Origin of the sequence: Kitasatospora cineracea (assembly GCF_003751605.1) — a bacterium.
GTDB lineage: Bacteria > Actinomycetota > Actinomycetes > Streptomycetales > Streptomycetaceae > Kitasatospora > Kitasatospora cineracea.
Genome location: NZ_RJVJ01000002.1, coordinates 310,951 through 328,159, shown reverse-complemented (window position 1 = coordinate 328,159; position 17,209 = coordinate 310,951). Strand labels below are relative to the sequence as shown.

Annotated in this window: 11 protein-coding genes; 9 read left to right on the top strand and 2 right to left on the bottom strand. The window is 75.2% G+C overall.

Annotated elements, in window-relative coordinates; all coding sequences use genetic code 11:
• The 4 genes from EDD39_RS39885 to EDD39_RS27940 are packed head-to-tail and all read left to right on the top strand — an operon-like array spanning window position 1 to window position 5,013.
• A complete protein-coding gene (locus EDD39_RS39885; protein WP_162870234.1) occupies window positions 1-1,326 on the top strand; it encodes a preATP grasp domain-containing protein in 1,326 nt (441 codons plus the stop codon).
• The gene (locus tag EDD39_RS27950; protein WP_162870233.1) at window positions 1,314-2,564 is read left to right on the top strand and encodes an MFS transporter; all 1,251 of its coding nucleotides are present in this window, start codon (window positions 1,314-1,316) and stop codon (window positions 2,562-2,564) included. Before EDD39_RS39885 ends, EDD39_RS27950 begins: the two co-directional genes overlap by 13 nt.
• A gap of 25 nt (window positions 2,565-2,589) precedes the next feature.
• Entirely contained in the window at window positions 2,590-4,005 is a 1,416-nt protein-coding gene (locus EDD39_RS27945) for a hypothetical protein (RefSeq protein WP_123561400.1), read from the top strand.
• A 9-nt stretch (window positions 4,006-4,014) separates the two neighbouring features.
• On the top strand, window positions 4,015-5,013 hold the full coding sequence (locus EDD39_RS27940; RefSeq protein WP_123561398.1) for a phosphotransferase family protein: 999 nt from the start codon (window positions 4,015-4,017) through the stop codon (window positions 5,011-5,013).
• A 90-nt stretch (window positions 5,014-5,103) separates the two neighbouring features.
• Here the strand turns inward: EDD39_RS27940 and EDD39_RS27935 are convergent, their stop codons facing one another.
• A complete protein-coding gene (locus EDD39_RS27935) occupies window positions 5,104-6,297 on the bottom strand; it encodes a winged helix DNA-binding domain-containing protein (RefSeq protein WP_244257325.1) in 1,194 nt (397 codons plus the stop codon).
• Between the two features lie 834 nt (window positions 6,298-7,131).
• On the opposite strand from EDD39_RS27935, the gene EDD39_RS27930 reads away from it, so the two are divergent.
• On the top strand, window positions 7,132-9,294 hold the full coding sequence (locus tag EDD39_RS27930) for a glycoside hydrolase family 6 protein (protein WP_123561394.1): 2,163 nt from the start codon (window positions 7,132-7,134) through the stop codon (window positions 9,292-9,294).
• A 149-nt stretch (window positions 9,295-9,443) separates the two neighbouring features.
• Here the strand turns inward: EDD39_RS27930 and EDD39_RS27925 are convergent, their stop codons facing one another.
• Window positions 9,444-11,237, bottom strand: a complete 1,794-nt coding sequence (locus EDD39_RS27925) for a glycoside hydrolase family 15 protein (RefSeq protein WP_123561392.1) — start codon at window positions 11,235-11,237, stop codon at window positions 9,444-9,446.
• Window positions 11,238-11,397: 160 nt separating this feature from the next.
• On the opposite strand from EDD39_RS27925, the gene EDD39_RS27920 reads away from it, so the two are divergent.
• The 4 genes from EDD39_RS27920 to EDD39_RS27905 all read left to right on the top strand — a co-directional run bounded on the left by EDD39_RS27920 (window position 11,398) and on the right by EDD39_RS27905 (window position 17,208).
• Complete coding sequence (locus EDD39_RS27920) at window positions 11,398-12,204, top strand: SAM-dependent methyltransferase (protein WP_123561390.1); 807 nt, start codon at window positions 11,398-11,400, stop codon at window positions 12,202-12,204.
• Complete coding sequence (locus EDD39_RS27915; RefSeq protein WP_244257324.1) at window positions 12,201-14,462, top strand: putative bifunctional diguanylate cyclase/phosphodiesterase; 2,262 nt, start codon at window positions 12,201-12,203, stop codon at window positions 14,460-14,462. Before EDD39_RS27920 ends, EDD39_RS27915 begins: the two co-directional genes overlap by 4 nt.
• A gap of 485 nt (window positions 14,463-14,947) precedes the next feature.
• Window positions 14,948-15,829, top strand: a complete 882-nt coding sequence (locus EDD39_RS27910; protein WP_244257323.1) for a glycosyltransferase family 2 protein — start codon at window positions 14,948-14,950, stop codon at window positions 15,827-15,829.
• Entirely contained in the window at window positions 15,826-17,208 is a 1,383-nt protein-coding gene (locus tag EDD39_RS27905) for a glycosyltransferase family 2 protein (protein WP_123561388.1), read from the top strand. The genes EDD39_RS27910 and EDD39_RS27905 overlap by 4 nt, the downstream gene beginning before the upstream one ends.
• The last annotated feature ends 1 nt before the right edge of the window (window position 17,209 follow it).

The window sequence follows — 17,209 nt, the reverse complement described above, 5'->3', positions numbered from 1 at the left end:
ATGCGCCTGCTGATCGCCAACGAGGTCGACCCGATGCTGTCCTGGGTCGACTTCCGGTCCTACTCGCAGCGGCTGCTCTGGTTCGCCGAGGACGGCGACGTCCTGGTGCTGCCCGTCGCGCCGCCCGCCGCCTTCCTGCGGCACGCCACCTCGCTCACCGGAACCGACCCGGCCTCGCTGACCTTCCTGGTCCCGCCGCCCGGCCGCTACCAGGGCAAGGTGATCGACCCCTACAGCCTGCTCGACCCGGACTTCCTGGACCGGACCGCCGAAGCACTCGCCGCCGCCCCCGGCCCCGCCACCGGCCTGCTGTCCTGCTGGCCCAGCCCGCTCGTCCCGCGGTACGCCGCCGCCCTGGGCCTGCGCCACCTGGTGCCCGGCGCCGCCTTCATCGACCAGGGCGGCGGCGAACTCGCCAACAGCAAGGCCGAGTTCCGGGCGATCGCGGCCGCCGCCGGCGTCCCGACCGCCCCCGGCGCGGTCTGCCGCAGCAGCCACGAGGCCGCCCAGGAGATCCCCCGGCTGCTGGCCGGCACCGGCGCCGTCCTGGTCAAACAGGCGCACAACGGCGCCGGAGCCGGCAACCAGCTCGTGGTCCGCGACGACGACCACCGCACCGACCACGTCGGCGCGAAACTCCTGCACCGCCTCGGACCCGGCCCCGACGCGATCGCCCACTACCTCGCCGAACACTGGGCCTGGGCCTCCCGGGACGACCGCCACCCCGTGGTGGTCGAGGAGTTCCAGCCCGCCTCGCGCACCGTCTACGCCGAGTACCTGGCCGAGGACACCGGCGTCCGCCCCACCGCCACCGGCGAACTCGACTACCGGGAACGGCGGCTGGTCCGGGAGTCCACCCCCGCCCGCGGCCTCCCCGCCGACGTCCGGCAACGACTGCTGGCCGGCGCCGCCCGGCTCGCCGAGGCCTACCGCTCCCTCGGCTACCGCGGCCACCTCAGCGCCGACGCCGTCGTCGACGCCACCGGCCGCCTGGTCTTCACCGAACTCAACGCCCGCGTCACCGGCTCGCTCCACCTCTACGGGCCGATCGCCGGCCGGGTCGTCGACACCACCAGCCACCCCGGACTCAGCGTCACCCAGCACCGCACCCCCGCCCACTGGCCCGCCCTCGACCTCGACGACTTCCTCGCCGCCGCCACCGCCGCCGACTGCGCCTACCGCCCCGAGACCCGCCGCGGCGTCCTGGTCTCACTGCCCTCCGTCCCCGGCGTCCGCGGCGGGTTCGACTTCTGCGTCGTCCACCGGGACCGGGCCGAGGAGGACGACGTCCTGCGGCGCCTGGACGGGGCACTGTGCCCGTCCTGACCACCCGGCTGCTCCTCGACACCGCGCCGCTGCGCGACTCACCCGCCTTCCGGCGGCTCTGGCTCGGCCAGGGACTGTCCCAGATCGGCGGGCAGATGACGGTGTTCGCCGTCGCCCTGCAGGTCTACCGGCTCACCGGCAGCTCCGCCGCGGTCGGCGCGCTCGGCCTGGCGGTGGCCGTCCCCGTGGTGCTGTTCGCCGCCGTCGGCGGCAGCCTCGGGGACCGCACCGACCGCCGCCGCCTGGTGCTGTGGACCAGCAGCCTGCAGGCCGGCGTCTCCGTGCTGTTCGCCGCCCAGGCCCTGGCCGGCCTGCACTCGCCCGGCCTGCTCTACCTGCTGGTCGCCCTGCAGTCCCTGGTCGGCAGCGTCAACGCCCCCGGCCGGCGCGCCTGCACCCCCCGGCTGCTGCCCCGCCGCCAACTGGCCGCCGCCGCCGCACTGAACGCCCTGACCATGCAGTTCGGCGCGGTCGCCGGACCGGCCTGCGCCGGACTCGCCGCCGCCACCTGGGGCCTGACCGCGTGCTACCTGCTGGACGCGCTCAGCTTCGCCGCCGCGCTGTACGGCATCGCCCGGCTCCCCGCCATGCCCCCGCAGGGCGACCGCCCGCCCGGCCGGCTCGCCGGAGCCGGCGAGGCCCTCGCCCTGGTACGGAGCCGGGGCGAACTCGCCGGGGCGTTCCTCGCCGACCTGTGCATCGCCCTGGTCGCCTCGCCCGCCGCCCTGCTGCCCGCGCTCTGCGCCGAACGCTTCGGCGGCCACCCGCAGACCCTCGGCCTGCTGGCCGCCGCCGGCGCGGTCGGCGGCGTCCTCGCCTCCGCCTGCTCCGGCCCGGCCGGCCGGATCGCCCGCCCCGGCGGCGCCGCCCTGCTCTGCTGCGCCGCGTACGGCGCGACCGTCGCGGCCCTCGCCGTCACCAGGAGCCTGGAGACCGCACTGCTGCTGCTGGCCCTCGCCGGAGCCGCCGACACCCTGGCGGTGGTCTTCCACTCCACGGTCGTCCAACTCAGCACCCCCGACCGGCTGCGCGGCCGGATCAGCGCGGTCGAGTTCGTGGTCGGCGTCGGCGGCACCCAGCTCGGCCGGCTCCGGGCCGGCACGCTCGGCGCCCTGCTCGGCACCGGCACCGCGATGCTCGGCGGCGGCCTGGCCGCGGTGGCCGCGGCCGCCCTGGTCAGCGTCGCCGCACCGGCCTTCACCCACTACCGTGCCGCCGACGCCCCGGCCGAGGCGTGAGCGCGAGACGACCAGGAGGACTGCCATGCACGTGGTGCTGATCGGCGCCCGGTCGGAGGCGATCGAGGCGCTGCTGGCCGACGGCCACGCCGTCTCCCTGCTCTACGAGGGCGGCGAGCACCGCCGGGTCGACCCCTACCGCGACCGCCTCGCCCACGCCTGCGCCGTCGACTCCTACCTGGTGGTGGAGTCGCTGTGGTCCGCCCTGCACCACGTCGGCGCGCTCGACCCCGCCGGACCGGACGGGGACGGGGACGGGGCGGACGGTGGTGGTGCCGGGCCGCACGGATCCGTGGACGCGGTGGTCTCCGTCCAGGAGCACGGCATGGTGCCCGCCGCCCTGCTGGGCCGCCTGCTCGGCGCCCGGGCGATCGACCCGCGGGTGGCGCTGCGCTGCCGCGACAAGGCCCTGCAGAAAGCGGCCTGGCGGGCCGCCGGCATCCCCACCGCGGACTGGGCCGTCGTCCCCGACGCGGGCCGCGGCAGCGTCGCCCGGGCCGCCGCCGCGGCCGGGGTGGCCGCCCCGTACGTGGTCAAGCCGACCGCCGGAGCGGCCACCATCGGCGTCGCCGCCGCCGACGGACCGGCCCAACTCGACGCACTGGCAGCCGCGTTGGTGGCGGAGTCGGAGACCAGGCGACGGCTGCTGGTGGAACACCGGGTGCCCGGCGAGGAGTGGCACCTGGACGGGCTGGTCCGCGACGGCGCCCTCGCGGCCCTGCTGGTCTCGCGCTACCTCGTCCCGCTGATCGAGACCAAGCGCGGCCGCCCGGCCGCCACCGTCTCGCTGCCGCCCGCCGACCACCCCGACCTCTACCGGGAGGCCGCCGAACTCACCGGCCGGGCGCTGGCCGCGCTCGGCCACCGCGACGGCGTGTTCCACTTCGAGGTCTTCGGCGGCCCGGGCGGGTTCACCGCGGGCGAGCTCGCCGCCCGCCCCGGCGGCCACATGATCGGCGCGCTCGCCGAACGCGTCCTCGGCATCGACCTGTGGGCCGCCGCGGTCCGCGCGGTGACCGGCGACCGGCCGGGCCGCGGCGGCGGACCCGCCGACCCGGGCGGACTGCCCGACCCGGGCGGCTCGGCCGGGCGGGTGGTCGGGTTCACCGACATCCCGACCCTCGCCGGCGCGGTCAACCGGCTCGGCCGCGAGCACGTCGAGCGGATCCCCGGCGTGGTCGACGTCGAGATCAAGATCCGGCCGGGCGAGGTGATGCCCGCCATGGACGCCAACTCCGGCATCCGGATCGGCACGGCGCTGGTCGAGGCCGCCACCGAACAGGACTGCCGGGACGCCCTGCTGCGCATCGCCGACCTGGCCGCCGAGCTCAACTCCGCTCCAGGGCTCGACTCCGCTCCCGAGCCCGACTCCGGGTCCGGCCCCGCCGGGGAGCAGCCGCCCCCGCAGCCCCGCACGTCCCCCGACGACAAGGAAGAGTGACCCGGACCCATGAAGTACCAGCCCATCGACCGCGCCCCCGGCGCGTTCCAGCAGGCGGTGCCGCCGCAGGCGATCGAGGAGATGTGCCGGCGCGCCTTCGGCCCCGGCACCGAGGTCCTGGCCGCGGTCGAACTCGGCGGCGGCATGTACAACTCCACCTACCGGCTGGAGTTCGCCGACGGCCGGCAGACCGTCCTGCGGGTGGCCCCCGAACCGGACCGGCAGTTCCGCAGCGAACGCGCGCTGATGCGCAACGAGTACGCGACCGTCCCGTACCTGGCCCCCGTCGCGCACCTGGTGCCGCGGGTGCTGGCCGCCGACTTCACCCACCAGGTGCTGGGCCGCGACCATCTGTTCCAGACCTTCCTGGACGGTCTGCCCGCCCCGCAGGGCCTGCCGCTGCACCCGCGCCCCGCCTGGCGCGGCTTCTACGCCCAACTCGGCACCGTGGCCCGGGAGATCCACGGCGTCCGGGGCCCCTGGTTCGGCCCCGTGGCCGGGCCCGGGCACCGCACCTGGAGCGAGGCCGTCCTGGCCGGCCTGGCCGACACCGCCGCCGACCTGGCCGACACCGGCACGCCGTTCGACGACGTCGAGGAACTGATCGCGCTGGCCGGCCGCCACCGCGCCGTCCTCGACCGGATCACCGAACCCAGGCTCCTGCACGGCGACCTGTGGAACATCAACCTGATGATCGCCCCGGACAGCCCCGCCCCCGTCATCACCGGCGTCCTGGACTGCGACCGGGCCCACTGGGGAGACCCCGAGGCGGACTGGACGATCTTCATGGCCGCCCGCCGGCCCGGCACCGAACGCGACGCCTTCTGGGACACCTGGGGCCCCCTCGCCGCCGATCCCGAGGCCGCCTGGCGCCGCCTGCTCTACACCGCCCGCCACCTCGCGGCGGTCCGCCTGGAGTCCGTCCGCCTGGCCGACCCCGAACAGGCCGCCGCCACCGTGGACGACCTCCGGGCCCTGCTCGACCGCCTGGCCCGGGGCGTGCGCTGAAACCGGACGCCGCCGTCCGCCGCCCTGCCGTCCCGGGCAACGACGCCTCCGCTGCGGGAAGCCGGACCCCGCGTCCGTCCGCCGGTCCGGTCAGTCGCCGAGCCGCCGTTCGAGGGGCGTGCGGAAGCGCGGGGTGACGCGGGTGTCGGCGAGCAGGGTGCGCAGGGCGGCGGCCTCGGCGGCGAGGGCGGTGCGGGCCTCGGGGCCGGGGTCGGTGAGCAGTTCGAGCCGGACCTCGCCGTCGGGGCGCTGGGCCCAGCCGCCGACGATCCGGCCGTTCCACCAGGCGGTGGGGCCGAGGTTGCCGGAGCGGTCGACCAGGTCGGGGCGGTGCTCGGGGGAGAGGTACCAGTCGCGGTGCTTCCAACCCATCGCGGTGGGGTCGAGGGCCGGGAGCAGGGCCGCCCAGGGCGCCGGGTCGGCGACCGGGGCGAGGTCGTCGGGCAGTGCGAACCCGGTTGTCCCGCCGGAGAGTTCGACCTCGACGGCCGCGCACGCGGCCAGCGCGGCCCGCACCTCGCGGACGCCCCAGCCGGTCCACCAGACCAGGTCGTCCTCGGTGGCGGGCCCGTGGGAGGCCAGCCACCGCCCGGCCAACTCGGCCTGCGCGGAAGCGCGTTCGGCGGTGGAGGGGGCGGCGGGGAGGGGCGGGCCGGGCACCCAGCGGTGCCGGCTGCTGGTCCAGCCGCCCAGCGGGCGGCGGCGGACCAGGGTGCCCTCCATGCCGAGCAGGCGCAGCAGCCGCATGCTGACCGGCTGGGCGGTCTGGTAGGAGGTGCCGACGCCGTAGTCGATGGTCTCGCGCAACTGCGGTACGAGTTCGCCGAGTTGACTGCCAGTCAGTCCGTCCGGCGAGTCGGGGAGCGCGGCGGCCAGCGCCGCCAGGACGGCGTCCTGCGCACCGGCGGTCCAGGCGGCGTCCCGGCCGGAGGCAGCGAAGTCCCTGAGCAGCCGGGTGCGTTCGGCGGCGGCGGCCTTCGCGGTGGTGGAGGCGTACAGCGCCGGGGCGAGGTCGGCGGGGACCACGAACAGGGTCTTGCGCATGCCGTGGCGGCGCAGCACCGTCCCGTCCGCGTACAGGGCCCGTTCGGTGTCGGCGATGCCCGGTGCGGCCAGCCGGGCCGCGACGGCGAGGAACACCGTGGCGGGGTCGGTGGCGTGCACGGCGACCAGGTCGTCCACCACCTGCTCGGCCCGGTCGGCCGCGGTGCCGGGCGCGAGCCGGTGCCGCCGGGCGAGCCGGGCCCGGCGCTGGTCGTCGTCGAACAGGGGTCGCACCGCCACGGGTTCCTCCTCCGGATCGAGGGACCAGCCTGCCACGCCCCCGCCCCGCACCCGGCCGCGACGCGCGACTTCGGCCGGCGCCCCGGGCCGAGGACGGCGGTCGGGGCTCCGGGAGGGGCGAGCCGGGGCTCCGGGAGGGGCGGGCATGAAAGTTTCGCGCGGCGGGCAGGCCGACGGGGCCGGGCGGGACGGGTGCGGGGGCGCGGGGGGCTCCCGGCCGGGTGAAAGCGGGGCTGGGAAGTGAACGGGCTTGCGGGGGAAGCGAGTTCGACCGGAAAGCGCCCACCGCGGGGTGCGTCCCCCCGCGCAGGCCGGCGGTGTCCCACCCGGGCGGGGGCAGGCCCGGGCGGCGGGACGGGCCCGGGACGGGCGCCGGAAGGGCCGCGGGCCGACGTCCCCGGCAGGGGGTGGTGGGGCCGGGGCACGGGTGCGCGGGGCGGGGACCGGCGGAACGTGCTGGTGCGGCGGTGAACTGTGGTGCCCGTCGGGCCTGTTGGGGCGCTGGTGGCGGGCGGCCCGGGGCCGGGGCGGGAGCGGTGCGGCGGCCGCCCGGTGACGGACAGTGTCCATCAGGGTTGGCGGGAGCGCTCCCACGGGTTCTGTCGAACTTCTTGACGGGAGTGCGAGGTCATGGCTTCATATCGGTTGTCCCCGAGCTGAGTTCGCCTCAGCCCGGGCCAAGTATGGGAGCGCTCCCATTGATTGGGAGCGTTTCCGTCGAGTCCGTCCCCCACCCGAAAGGACTCCCTTACCGTGTCGTCGAACCTGACACGCCGTCTCCGGACGGCCGCAGCGGCCGTGGTGCTCAGCGCCGCGACCGTTGTCCCCCTTGCCATGTCGACCACCGCGGCCCACGCGGCGACCCGTGTGGACAACCCCTTCGTGGGCGCCGGGGTCTACGTGAACCCCGAGTGGTCCGCGAAGGCCGCCGCCGAGCCGGGCGGTTCGGCCGTTTCCAACCAGCCCACCGCCGTCTGGATGGACCGCATCGCGGCCATCAACGGCGTCAACGGCGGCATGGGTCTGCGCGACCACCTGAACGCCGCGGTGCAGCAGGCCGCGGGCAAGCCGTACGTGTTCCAGGTCGTCATCTACGACCTGCCGGGCCGCGACTGTGCCGCCCTGGCCTCGAACGGCGAGCTCGGCCCCACCGACCTGCCGCGCTACAAGAGCGAGTTCATCGACCCGATCGCCGCGATCCTGGCCGACCCGGCCTACGCGAACCTGCGGATCGTGACCACGGTCGAGATCGACTCGCTGCCGAACCTGGTGACCAACGCGGGCGGCACCGCCACCGCGACCGCCAACTGCGACGTCATGAAGGCCAACGGCAACTACATCAACGGTGTGGGCTACGCGCTGGCCAAGCTCGGCGCGATCCCGAACGTCTACAACTACGTGGACGCGGGCCACCACGGCTGGCTCGGCTGGGACTCCAACCTGCAGCCGGCCATCGACACCATCAAGCAGGCCGCCACCGCGTCCGGCTCGACGGTCAACAACGTCCAGGGCTTCATCGTCAACACCGCCAACTACTCGGCGCTGCACGAGACCAACTTCACCGTCGGCGACTCGGTGAACGGCACCTCCGTCCGCCAGTCGAAGTGGGTGGACTGGAACCAGTACGTCGACGAGGCGTCCTACGCCAAGGCGTGGCGGACCAAGGCGATCGCGTCCGGGTTCAACTCGAACATCGGCATGCTGATCGACACCTCCCGCAACGGCTGGGGCGGCGCCAACCGTCCGACCGGCCCGGGCCCGAAGACCTCGGTCGACGCGTACGTCGACGGTGGCCGCATCGACCGCCGCTTCCAGACCGGCAACTGGTGCAACCAGTCCGGTGCGGGCCTCGGCGAGCGCCCGAAGGCCGCCCCCGAGGACGGCATCGCCGCGTACGTGTGGGTGAAGCCTCCGGGTGAGTCGGACGGCGCGAGCCAGGCCATCGCCAACGACGAGGGCAAGGGCTTCGACCGGATGTGCGACCCGACGTACACCGGCAACCCGCGCAACAACAACAACATGTCGGGCGCCCTGCCCAACGCCCCGCTCGCGGGCGCCTGGTTCTCGGCCCAGTTCCAGGAGCTGCTGAAGAACGCCTACCCGGCGCTCGGCACCGGCGGCACCACCGACACCACCGCGCCGACCGCCCCGACCGGCCTCGCGGCGACCAGCACCTCCAGCAGCGTCGCGCTGACCTGGACCGCCTCCACCGACAACGTCGGCGTGACCGGTTACGACGTGTACCGCGGCGGCACCCTGATCGGGTCCACCAACAGCACCTCGTTCTCCGACACCGGCCTGACCGCCTCCACCGCGTACTCGTACACGGTCAAGGCGAAGGACGCGGCCGGCAACGTCTCCGCGGCCTCCGCGGCGCTCAGCGTCACCACTTCCGCCGGTGGCACCACCGACACCACCGCCCCGACCGCCCCGACCAACCTGGCGGCCACCACCACCTCCAGCAGCGCTTCGCTGACCTGGGGCGCCTCCACCGACAACGTCGGCGTGACCGGTTACAACGTGTACCGCGGCGGCACCCTGATCGGGTCCACCACCAGCACCTCGTACACCGACTCGGGCCTGAGCGCCTCCACCGCGTACTCGTACACGGTCAAGGCCAAGGACGCGGCCGGCAACCTCTCCGCCGCCGCGGCCGTCACCGCCACCACCCAGGCCGGCACCGGCACCGGCAGCGCCGGCTGCACCGCCACCTACAAGGTCAGCAGCGACTGGGGCGCCGGCTTCAACGCCGACGTCACCGTCACCGCGGGCAACACCGCGATCAAGTCCTGGAAGGTCACCTGGACCTACGCGGGCAACCAGCAGGTCACCAACCTGTGGAACGGCACCGTCAGCCAGTCCGGCCAGTCCGTGACGGTCAACAACGCCGGCTACAACGGCGCGGTCGCCGCGAACGGCACCACCAGCTTCGGCTTCGGCGGCAGCTACTCCGGCAGCAACGCCGTCCCGACCCTGACCTGCACCGCCACCAGCTGACACCAGGCAGCCGGTAGCACGCAGCGGGTAGCGGCCGAGCCCGACTGACGCGGGACGAAGCCGCAGCGCACCACCCCGAAGGCGCCGCCCACCTGCAGAGTCTGCAGGTGGGCGGTTGCCGTTCCCGGACCCGGCGATCCAGGAAGACCTCAACTCCCCAGTCGGAAAGCGGTGTTGACCAGGGCGACGTGGGTGAACGCCTGCGGGGTGTTGCCCAGCTGGCGCCGGGCCGGCGGGTCCCACTGCTCGCTGAGCAGCCCCAGGTCGTTGGCCAGCGAGGCGGTCCGGACGAAGAGCTCGCGCGCCTCGGCCCGGCGCCCGATCACCGCCAGCGCGTCCGCCAGCCAGAACGAGCAGGCCAGGAACGCCCCTTCGGAACCGGGCAGGCCGTCCGCCGCCCCCGCCCGGTAGCGGCGCACCAGCCCGCCGTGGTCCAGGTCGCGCCGGACGGCCTCCACGGTGCGCACCACCCGTTCGTCGTCCGGCGGCAGGAAACCGGTGGTGGCGACGAACAGCGTGGCGGCGTCCAACTCGGTCGCCCCGTACGAGCGGACGAACACCTTGCGGCGCGGGTCGACGGCCCGCTCGCACACCTCGGCGTGCACCGCGTCGCGCAGCGCCCGCCACTGCTCCAGCGGGGCGGGCAGGCCGGTGGCCTCGGCCATCCGCACCGCCCGGTCGGCGGCCACCCAGGCCATCACCTTGGAGTGGGTGAACTGCCGCCGCCCGCACCGCACTTCCCACAGTCCCTCGTCGGGCTCCCGCCAGCGGGCGGCCAGCGAGCCGAGCAGGGTGCGCAGCAGGCCCCAGACCTGCCGCTCCATCGGCAGGCCGGCCCGCAGCGCCAGGTCGAGGGTGTCCACCACCTCGCCGTAGACGTCGAGCTGGAGCTGCCCGACGGCCGCGTTGCCGAACCGGACCGGCCGCGAGCCGAGGTGCCCGGGCAGCCAGTCGGCCTCGGTCTCCGGCAGGCCGCGCTCCCCGGCCACCCCGTACACCGCCTGCACGTCGGACGGGTCGCCGGCCACCGCCCGCAGCAGCCACTTGCGCCAGGCCGCGGCCTCCTGCCGGAAGCCGCCGCGCAGCAGCGCGGAGAGCGTCATCGCGGAGTCGCGCAGCCAGCAGAACCGGTAGTCCCAGTTGCGCTCCCCGCCCGGCGCCTCGGGCAGCGAACTGGTCGGCGCGGCGACGATCCCGCCGGTCGGCTCGTACGCCAGCGCCTTCAGGGTCAGCAGCGAGCGCAGCACCGCGTCCCGCCACTCGCCCCGGTAACTCAGCTGCCCGGCCCAGGCGCGCCAGTCGGCCAGCGTCGCGGCGAGCAGCGCCTCCGGGTCGGTGCGCGGGGCGGTGGCCAGGTGGGAGGGCTGCCAGGTCAGCACGAACGGGACCCGCACGCCGGGCAGCGCGGTGAACTCGGAGACGGTGGCCAGCCCGGCCCCGGTGCCCGGCCCGGCCGCGGCGCCGTTCGCGCCGTAGGTGTGCACGCCGGGCGGGACGCGCAGCCAGGCGGCGTCCGGCCCGGCGACGGCCACCCGGTGGTGCTCGGTGCGGCGCACCCACGGGTCGACCCGGCCGTGGTGGAAGCGCAGCCGCAGCTCGCCGCGGACCGGGACGGCGCCGCTGACGCCCTCGACGATCCGCACCAGCCGCGGGGCGCGGTCCCGGTGCGGCATCAGGTCGGTCACCTTCACCTCGCCGTCCGGGGTGCGCCAGCGGGACTCCAGCACCAGGGTGTCGCCGAGGTAGCGGCGCCCGGTGCAGTCGCCCGCGCCGACCGGGGCGATCCGCCAGGCGCCGTGCTCGGGGGTGCCGAGCAGTGCGGCGAAGCAGCTGGGGGAGTCGAAGCGGGGCAGGCAGAGCCAGTCGACCGAGCCGTCCCTGCCGACCAGGGCGGCGGTCTGGAGATCGGAGAGGAGCGCGTAGTCCTCGATGCGACCGCCCATGGGGGTGATTCTGCGCCGATCGCGGGCCGCCGCCACACGGGACGCGCCACGCCACTGTTCGGACGCCGCGGCTTGCGGCGCGGATCGCAGGTGTAGGAAGATCTTTATGTCCTCTTGCCATTTTCGACTGCCACGCCGGAAGGCCGGAAGGAGTGCCGTCATGGCGCGTCCGAACTGGGTGCCCGCAGGGACCGACCTCGACAAGCCGAACGCGGCTCGGGTGTACGACTACTACCTCGGCGGTTCGCACAACTTCGAAGTCGACCGGCAGATGGCGCGCAAGGCGATCGAGCTCTGGCCCGACCTGCCGAAGATCATGCGGGCGAACCGGGCCTTCCTGCGCCGCGCCACCCAGTTCGCGGCCGAGGAGGGGATCAGCCGCTTCCTGGACATCGGCTCCGGCATCCCCACCTTCGGCGCCGTCCACGAGGTGGCCCGCGAGTACCAGCCCGACGCCCGCGTCGTCTACATCGACATGGACCCGGTCGCGGTCGCCCACAGCCGCCTCATCCTGGCCGACGACCCGCGCTGCCGGATCGTCGACGCCGACCTGCGCAACACCGACGACCTGCTGGCCCGCCCCGAGGTCGAGGAGCTGCTCGCCCCCGGCGAGCCCGTCGCGGTGATCCTGAACGCCGTCATGCACTTCGTCACCGACGAGGACCACCCCGACCGGATCCTCACCAAGCTCCGCGAGGCGCTGCCCAGCGGCAGCATGCTGATCCTCTCGCACGCCTCCCTGGAGGGCCGCCCCGACCAGGCCGGCTCCCACCAGAGCCTGTACCGCTCCACCCCCACGCCGCTCACCATGCGCAGCCGCGAGCAGATCACCGCCTTCTTCGAGGGCTACGAACTGGTCGAGCCCGGCGTGGTCTACCTGCCCGAGTGGCACCCCGACGACGCGGCGTCGGTCGGCCCGCACCCCGAGCGGATGACGGGCATGGCCGGCGTCGGGCGCCTGTCGTGAACGAGTCACCCGGTGCGGACGGGGCACCCGGCCCGGACGCCGCCGGGTTCCACGCCGCCTGGGGGGCCATGCTCCGCACCGGGCACGGCGCCGCGGTCCGCCCCGGCGTGCTCAACCCGCTGATCGCCCGCACCTCCGAACTGCTGCACCGCGCCGCCCGGGAGCACCCGTTCCGCCCCGACCTGGCCGGCCAGGTCGGGGCGCTGCTCATCGACAACCAGTTCACCGACCCGCAACTGCTCGCCGACGCCGTCCAGTTGCTCCAGCGCCGCCCCGTCCCCGACGACCGCGGCCCGGAGCTCAGCGGCGCCTTCGCGGCCGGCTGGGCGGCCGCCCTGCGCGAGCGCACGCTGCGCGAGCAGGAAGCGATCCGGCTGGCCGCCGACACCGCCCGGCAGGAGATCGAGAAGGCCCTGCGGGTCTCCGAGGCCCGCTTCCGCGCCCTGTTCGAGTCGGCGGCGATCGGCATCGGCCTCGGCGACACCGACGGCAACATCCTGGCCGTCAACCGGGCCCTGGGCGAGATCTTCGGCGGCGGCCCCGAGGACATGCAGGGCGTGCGGGTCAACGACCTGGTCCACCCCGAGGACACCCCCGGCGTGTGGGAGGCCTACGAGGAGCTGATCAGCGGCAAGCGCGAGTACTTCCAGTTCGACAAGCCGTACTACCGGCGCGACGGCGAGGTGGTGTGGACCCACCTGACCGTCTCGCTGATCCGCGACGACGACGGCGCGCCGCTCTACCAGGTCGCCATGCTGGAGGACGTCACCGACCGCTACCGCCTGCAGGAACGGCTGCGGCACCAGGCCACCCACGACCCGCTGACCGGCCTGCCCAACCGGGCCGCGTTCTTCGAACGCCTGGAGAAGCTCTTCGAGGACCCGGAGCCGGACGTCCGCTTCGGCCTGTGCTACGTCGACCTGGACGGCTTCAAGATCGTCAACGACAGCCTCGGCCACGACATGGGCGACCAGCTGCTGACCGTGGTCGCCGGCCGGCTGGAGAACGCGCTCAGCCCGCTCGGGCACATGGTGGCCCGGCTCGGCGGCGACGAGTTCGTGGTGCTGCTGGAGAACTGCCGCGGCGAGCAGGAGGCCGTCGCCGCCGCCAAGACCGTCCTCGCCGCGCTCACCAAACCCGTGGTGATCGGCGACCACCGGCTGGCCGTCGGCGCCAGCGTCGGCGTGCTGGAGCGGCGGATCGCCACCACCACCCCCGGCGCCGCCGTCCGGGCCGCCGACCTCACGCTCTACCGCGCCAAGGAGGCCGGCCGCGGCCGCTGGACGCTGTTCGACCCCAAGGAGAACGCGCGCGCCGTCAGCCGGTACGCCGTCTCCGTGCGGATGCCCGCCGCCCTGGACCGCGGCGAGTTCTTCATCGACTACCAGCCGATGGTCGACCTGGCCTCCGGCGTGATGACCGGCGTCGAGGCACTGGTGCGCTGGCGCCACCCGCAGCTCGGGGTGCTCGGCCCGGAGGAGTTCGTCGGCGTCGCCGAGGAGACCGGGCTGATCATGCCGCTCGGCCGCTGGGTGCTGGAACAGGCCTGCGAGCAGGCCGCCGACTGGGTCGCCCGGTTCGGCGACCGGGCCCCCCGGCTCAGCGTCAACCTGGCCGTCCGGCAGGCCCGCAACGCCGGACTGGTCGGCGACATCGAACGCACCCTGCGCAACACCGGCCTCGACCCGTCGATGCTCCAGCTGGAGATCACCGAATCGACCGTGGTCGGCCCCGAGGACGAGGCGCTCAAGGCGCTGCACGCCCTGGTCGACATGGGCGTCTCGCTCTCCGTCGACGACTTCGGCACCGGCTGGTCCAACCTCGCCTACCTGCGCGACCTGCCCGTCTCCAACCTCAAGATCGCCGGCTCCTTCGTCGGCGACCTGCACGACCCCGCCAAGGACACCCACCTCGGCTGGCGGATCGTCAGCGGCCTCGTCTCGCTCGCCCACACCCTCGGCCTGTCGGTCACCGCGGAGGGCGTGGAGAGCCGCGCCGACGCCGAGCGCCTGCGCCTGATGGGCTGCGACCTCGCCCAGGGCTGGCACTTCGGCCGCCCCGTGCGCCCCGCCGAGATCGCCCGCCGGATCGCCGAGGCCGAGACGTTCGAGAACGGGACGTCCGAGAGCGGATCGTTGGAGAGCGGGTCGTTCGAGAACGGGACGTCCGAGAACGGGTCGTTGGAGAGCGGGTCGTTCGAGAACGGGTCGTTGGAGAGCAGGACGTCCGGGACCTTCGAGTCCGGCCCCGAGAGCTGAGACCTCGCCGCCGGTCCCATCCGCGCGGGTCCCGGCCCGGGTTGGCAGTTTCGGACACGGCGGCAGCCGACCACTGCCGGGACGGCCGTTCCGGGCGACAGCCGGGCGGGCCGGGCGCCCGGAGGATGCGGCAGAAACGGACAAAGGTGGGCGAAGGGGGTTGACGGCCCGTCGGCGGCGGGCGCACGATGAGGACCTGGCGCCGCCGGTACGGGCCCTCTTCCCGAACCCGCCGAGCGGGCCGCGCACGGCGCACCACGCGCCCCGGACGTCGATCGCCCTTCTGCGGCGCCGACTGTCCCGGCGGGGGACCGGCAGGGAGACCGGGCAGCGGGGGAGCACCGGGGGGAGCACCACCACCGCGGCGACGTCCTGACGCCCCGGCACACCGACGCCTCGACGCGCCGGCGTCCCCGACCGCCGCACCCGTCCTCCGTGCGGGCACCGACCTGCCCGCTTCCGCCTCGGTGAAGAGGCACACCGCGATGAGCGCCACCCTGCCCACCGGGCAAACCCCAGCCAACCACGCACTGCCGGACGGCAGTCCACCCACCGACGCCCGCCCCCGGCGGCGGGCCGCCGACCGGATCGCCGACCACGCGCCGATGCGCCGCACCGGCGACCGGGCCCCCGCCCGGCCGCTGACCCGCGGACCCAGCCGGCGCTCCGGCGACTACCGGACCCGACACACCGTCAGCCTGGTCGTCCCCGCCCGGGACGAAGCCCGCAACATCCCCTGGGTGTTCGAGCAGATCCCCAGCTGCGTCGACGAGGTCATCCTGGTCGACGGCGCCTCCCGGGACGCCACCGTCGCCATGGCCCGCACCTGCCGCCCCGCCGTCCGCAACGTCGCCCAGAGCGCCCCCGGCAAGGGCAGCGCGCTGCGCACCGGATTCGCCGCCGCCACCGGCGAGTACATCGTGATGATCGACGCGGACGGCTCGATGTGGCCCGGCGAGATCCCGCACTTCCTGCACTTCCTCGACCACGGCTACGACTTCGTCAAGGGCTCCCGCCGGATGGCCGGCGGCGGCTCGCTCGACCTCACCCCGCTGCGCGCGCTCGGCAACAAGGCCCTGCTGCTGGTCGTCAACCGCCTCTACGGCGGCCTGCTGACCGACCTGTGCTACGGCTACTGCGCGTTCCGCCGCGACTTCCTCGCCGAACTCGACCTGCGCGCCACCGGGTTCGAGATCGAGGCCGAGATGATCGCGCACGCGCTGCGCTCGGGACTGCGGATCGCCGAAGTCCCCAGCCTGGAACTCCCCCGCCGCAGCGGACGCTCCCACCTGCACGCCGTCTCCGACGGCCGCAGAGTGCTGCGCACCCTGCTCGCCGAACGCCCCGGCGCGGGGGAAGGACGATGAACGGCCGCGACCGGCGCCACCGCGCGGCCTGCCCGCCGCCCGCCGCACCCGCCTCGCCGCACACCCCCGTCACCGTGGTCGAACTCGACCTGGCCGACCCGGGCGAGGTGCGCTCGCCCGGCGGCCGCGGCCCCGCCGCCCCCGACGGACGCGTGTCGGCGTTGGTGCGGCTGCACGGACACCCGCTCGGCATGGTGCACGCCACCGGGACGAGCGGCCGGCCCGCCGCGCTCGCCCGGGCGCTGGTCGCCGCCGCTCATCGGGAACTGGGCGCCCCCGCCGTACCGGACCCACCCGCAGTACCGGACCCACCCGCAGCGCCGGGCGCCCCCGCAGGACCGGAAGGGCAGTCGGCGCAGCAGTCGGCGCCGCGGGCGGCCCGCTGCCCGGCCGGCGGGATGAGCGTGGTGATCTGCACCCGGGACCGCACCGAACTGCTCGCCGACTGCCTGGACTCCGTCCTGCGGGCCGCCGACACCCTCACCGCGGCCGGCCCCGGCGGGACGGTCGAAGTCCTGCTGGTCGACAACGCCCCCGCCGGGCCCGACACCGAACGGCTGGTCGCGGAGCGCTACCCCGGCCGGATCCGCTACCTGTGCGAACCCGCCCCCGGACTCTCCCGGGCCCGCAACCGCGGCCTGGCCGCCGCCCGCGGCACGCTCTGCGCCTTCACCGACGACGACGCCCTCGCCGACCCCGGCTGGCTGGCCGCCCTGGCCGCCGCGTTCGCCGCCGACCCCCGCACCGGCTGCGTCACCGGACTCGTCGTCCCCGCCGAACTCGACACCCCCGCCCAGCAGTTGTTCGAACGCTACGCCGGCACGGAACGCGGCTGGACCCCCCGCGACTGGAACCTCGACGCCCCCGGCGCCGGACCGCTCGACCGGTACTCCACCGGACGCTGCGGCATCGGCGCGAACATGGCCTTCCGCACCGGACTGCTGCGCACCCTCGGCGGGTTCGACCCCGCCACCGGCACCGGAACCCCCGCCCGCGGCGGCGAGGACCTGCTCGCCTTCCACCTCGTCCTGACCGCCGGACACACCGTCGCCTACCGGCCCGACGCCGTCGTCTGGCACCGCCACCGGCGCACCCTGCACGCCCTCACCGTCCAGGTCAGCGGCCTCGGCATCGGCTTCGGCGCCTACCTCGCCGCCGCCCTGCGCCGCCACCCCGCCCTGCTCGGCGACCTGCTGCTGCGACTGCCCGCCGGAGCGATCGGCTGGCACCGCGGCCACCGGCCCCCCGCCGCGGACACCCCCCTCGACCGCCGCCGCCTGCGCGCCCTGCGCCGGATGGAACGCCGCGGCCTCGCCCAGGGACCGCCCCGCTACCTCTACACCCGCCGACAGCAGCACCACACCCCCGGCGGAGGCTGAC

Bases quoted from the DNA above. Each gene is read 5' to 3' on its own strand.
- EDD39_RS27925 (WP_123561392.1), bottom strand. From the start codon at position 11,237: ATGGGCGGTCGCATCGAGGACTACGCGCTCCTCTCCGATCTCCAGACC.
- EDD39_RS39885 (WP_162870234.1), top strand. From the start codon at position 1: ATGCGCCTGCTGATCGCCAACGAGGTCGACCCGATGCTGTCCTGGGTC.
- EDD39_RS27940 (WP_123561398.1), top strand. From the start codon at position 4,015: ATGAAGTACCAGCCCATCGACCGCGCCCCCGGCGCGTTCCAGCAGGCG.
- EDD39_RS27930 (WP_123561394.1), top strand. From the start codon at position 7,132: ATGTCGACCACCGCGGCCCACGCGGCGACCCGTGTGGACAACCCCTTC.
- EDD39_RS27945 (WP_123561400.1), top strand. From the start codon at position 2,590: ATGCACGTGGTGCTGATCGGCGCCCGGTCGGAGGCGATCGAGGCGCTG.
- EDD39_RS27920 (WP_123561390.1), top strand. From the start codon at position 11,398: ATGGCGCGTCCGAACTGGGTGCCCGCAGGGACCGACCTCGACAAGCCG.
- EDD39_RS27905 (WP_123561388.1), top strand. From the start codon at position 15,826: ATGAACGGCCGCGACCGGCGCCACCGCGCGGCCTGCCCGCCGCCCGCC.
- EDD39_RS27910 (WP_244257323.1), top strand. From the start codon at position 14,948: ATGAGCGCCACCCTGCCCACCGGGCAAACCCCAGCCAACCACGCACTG.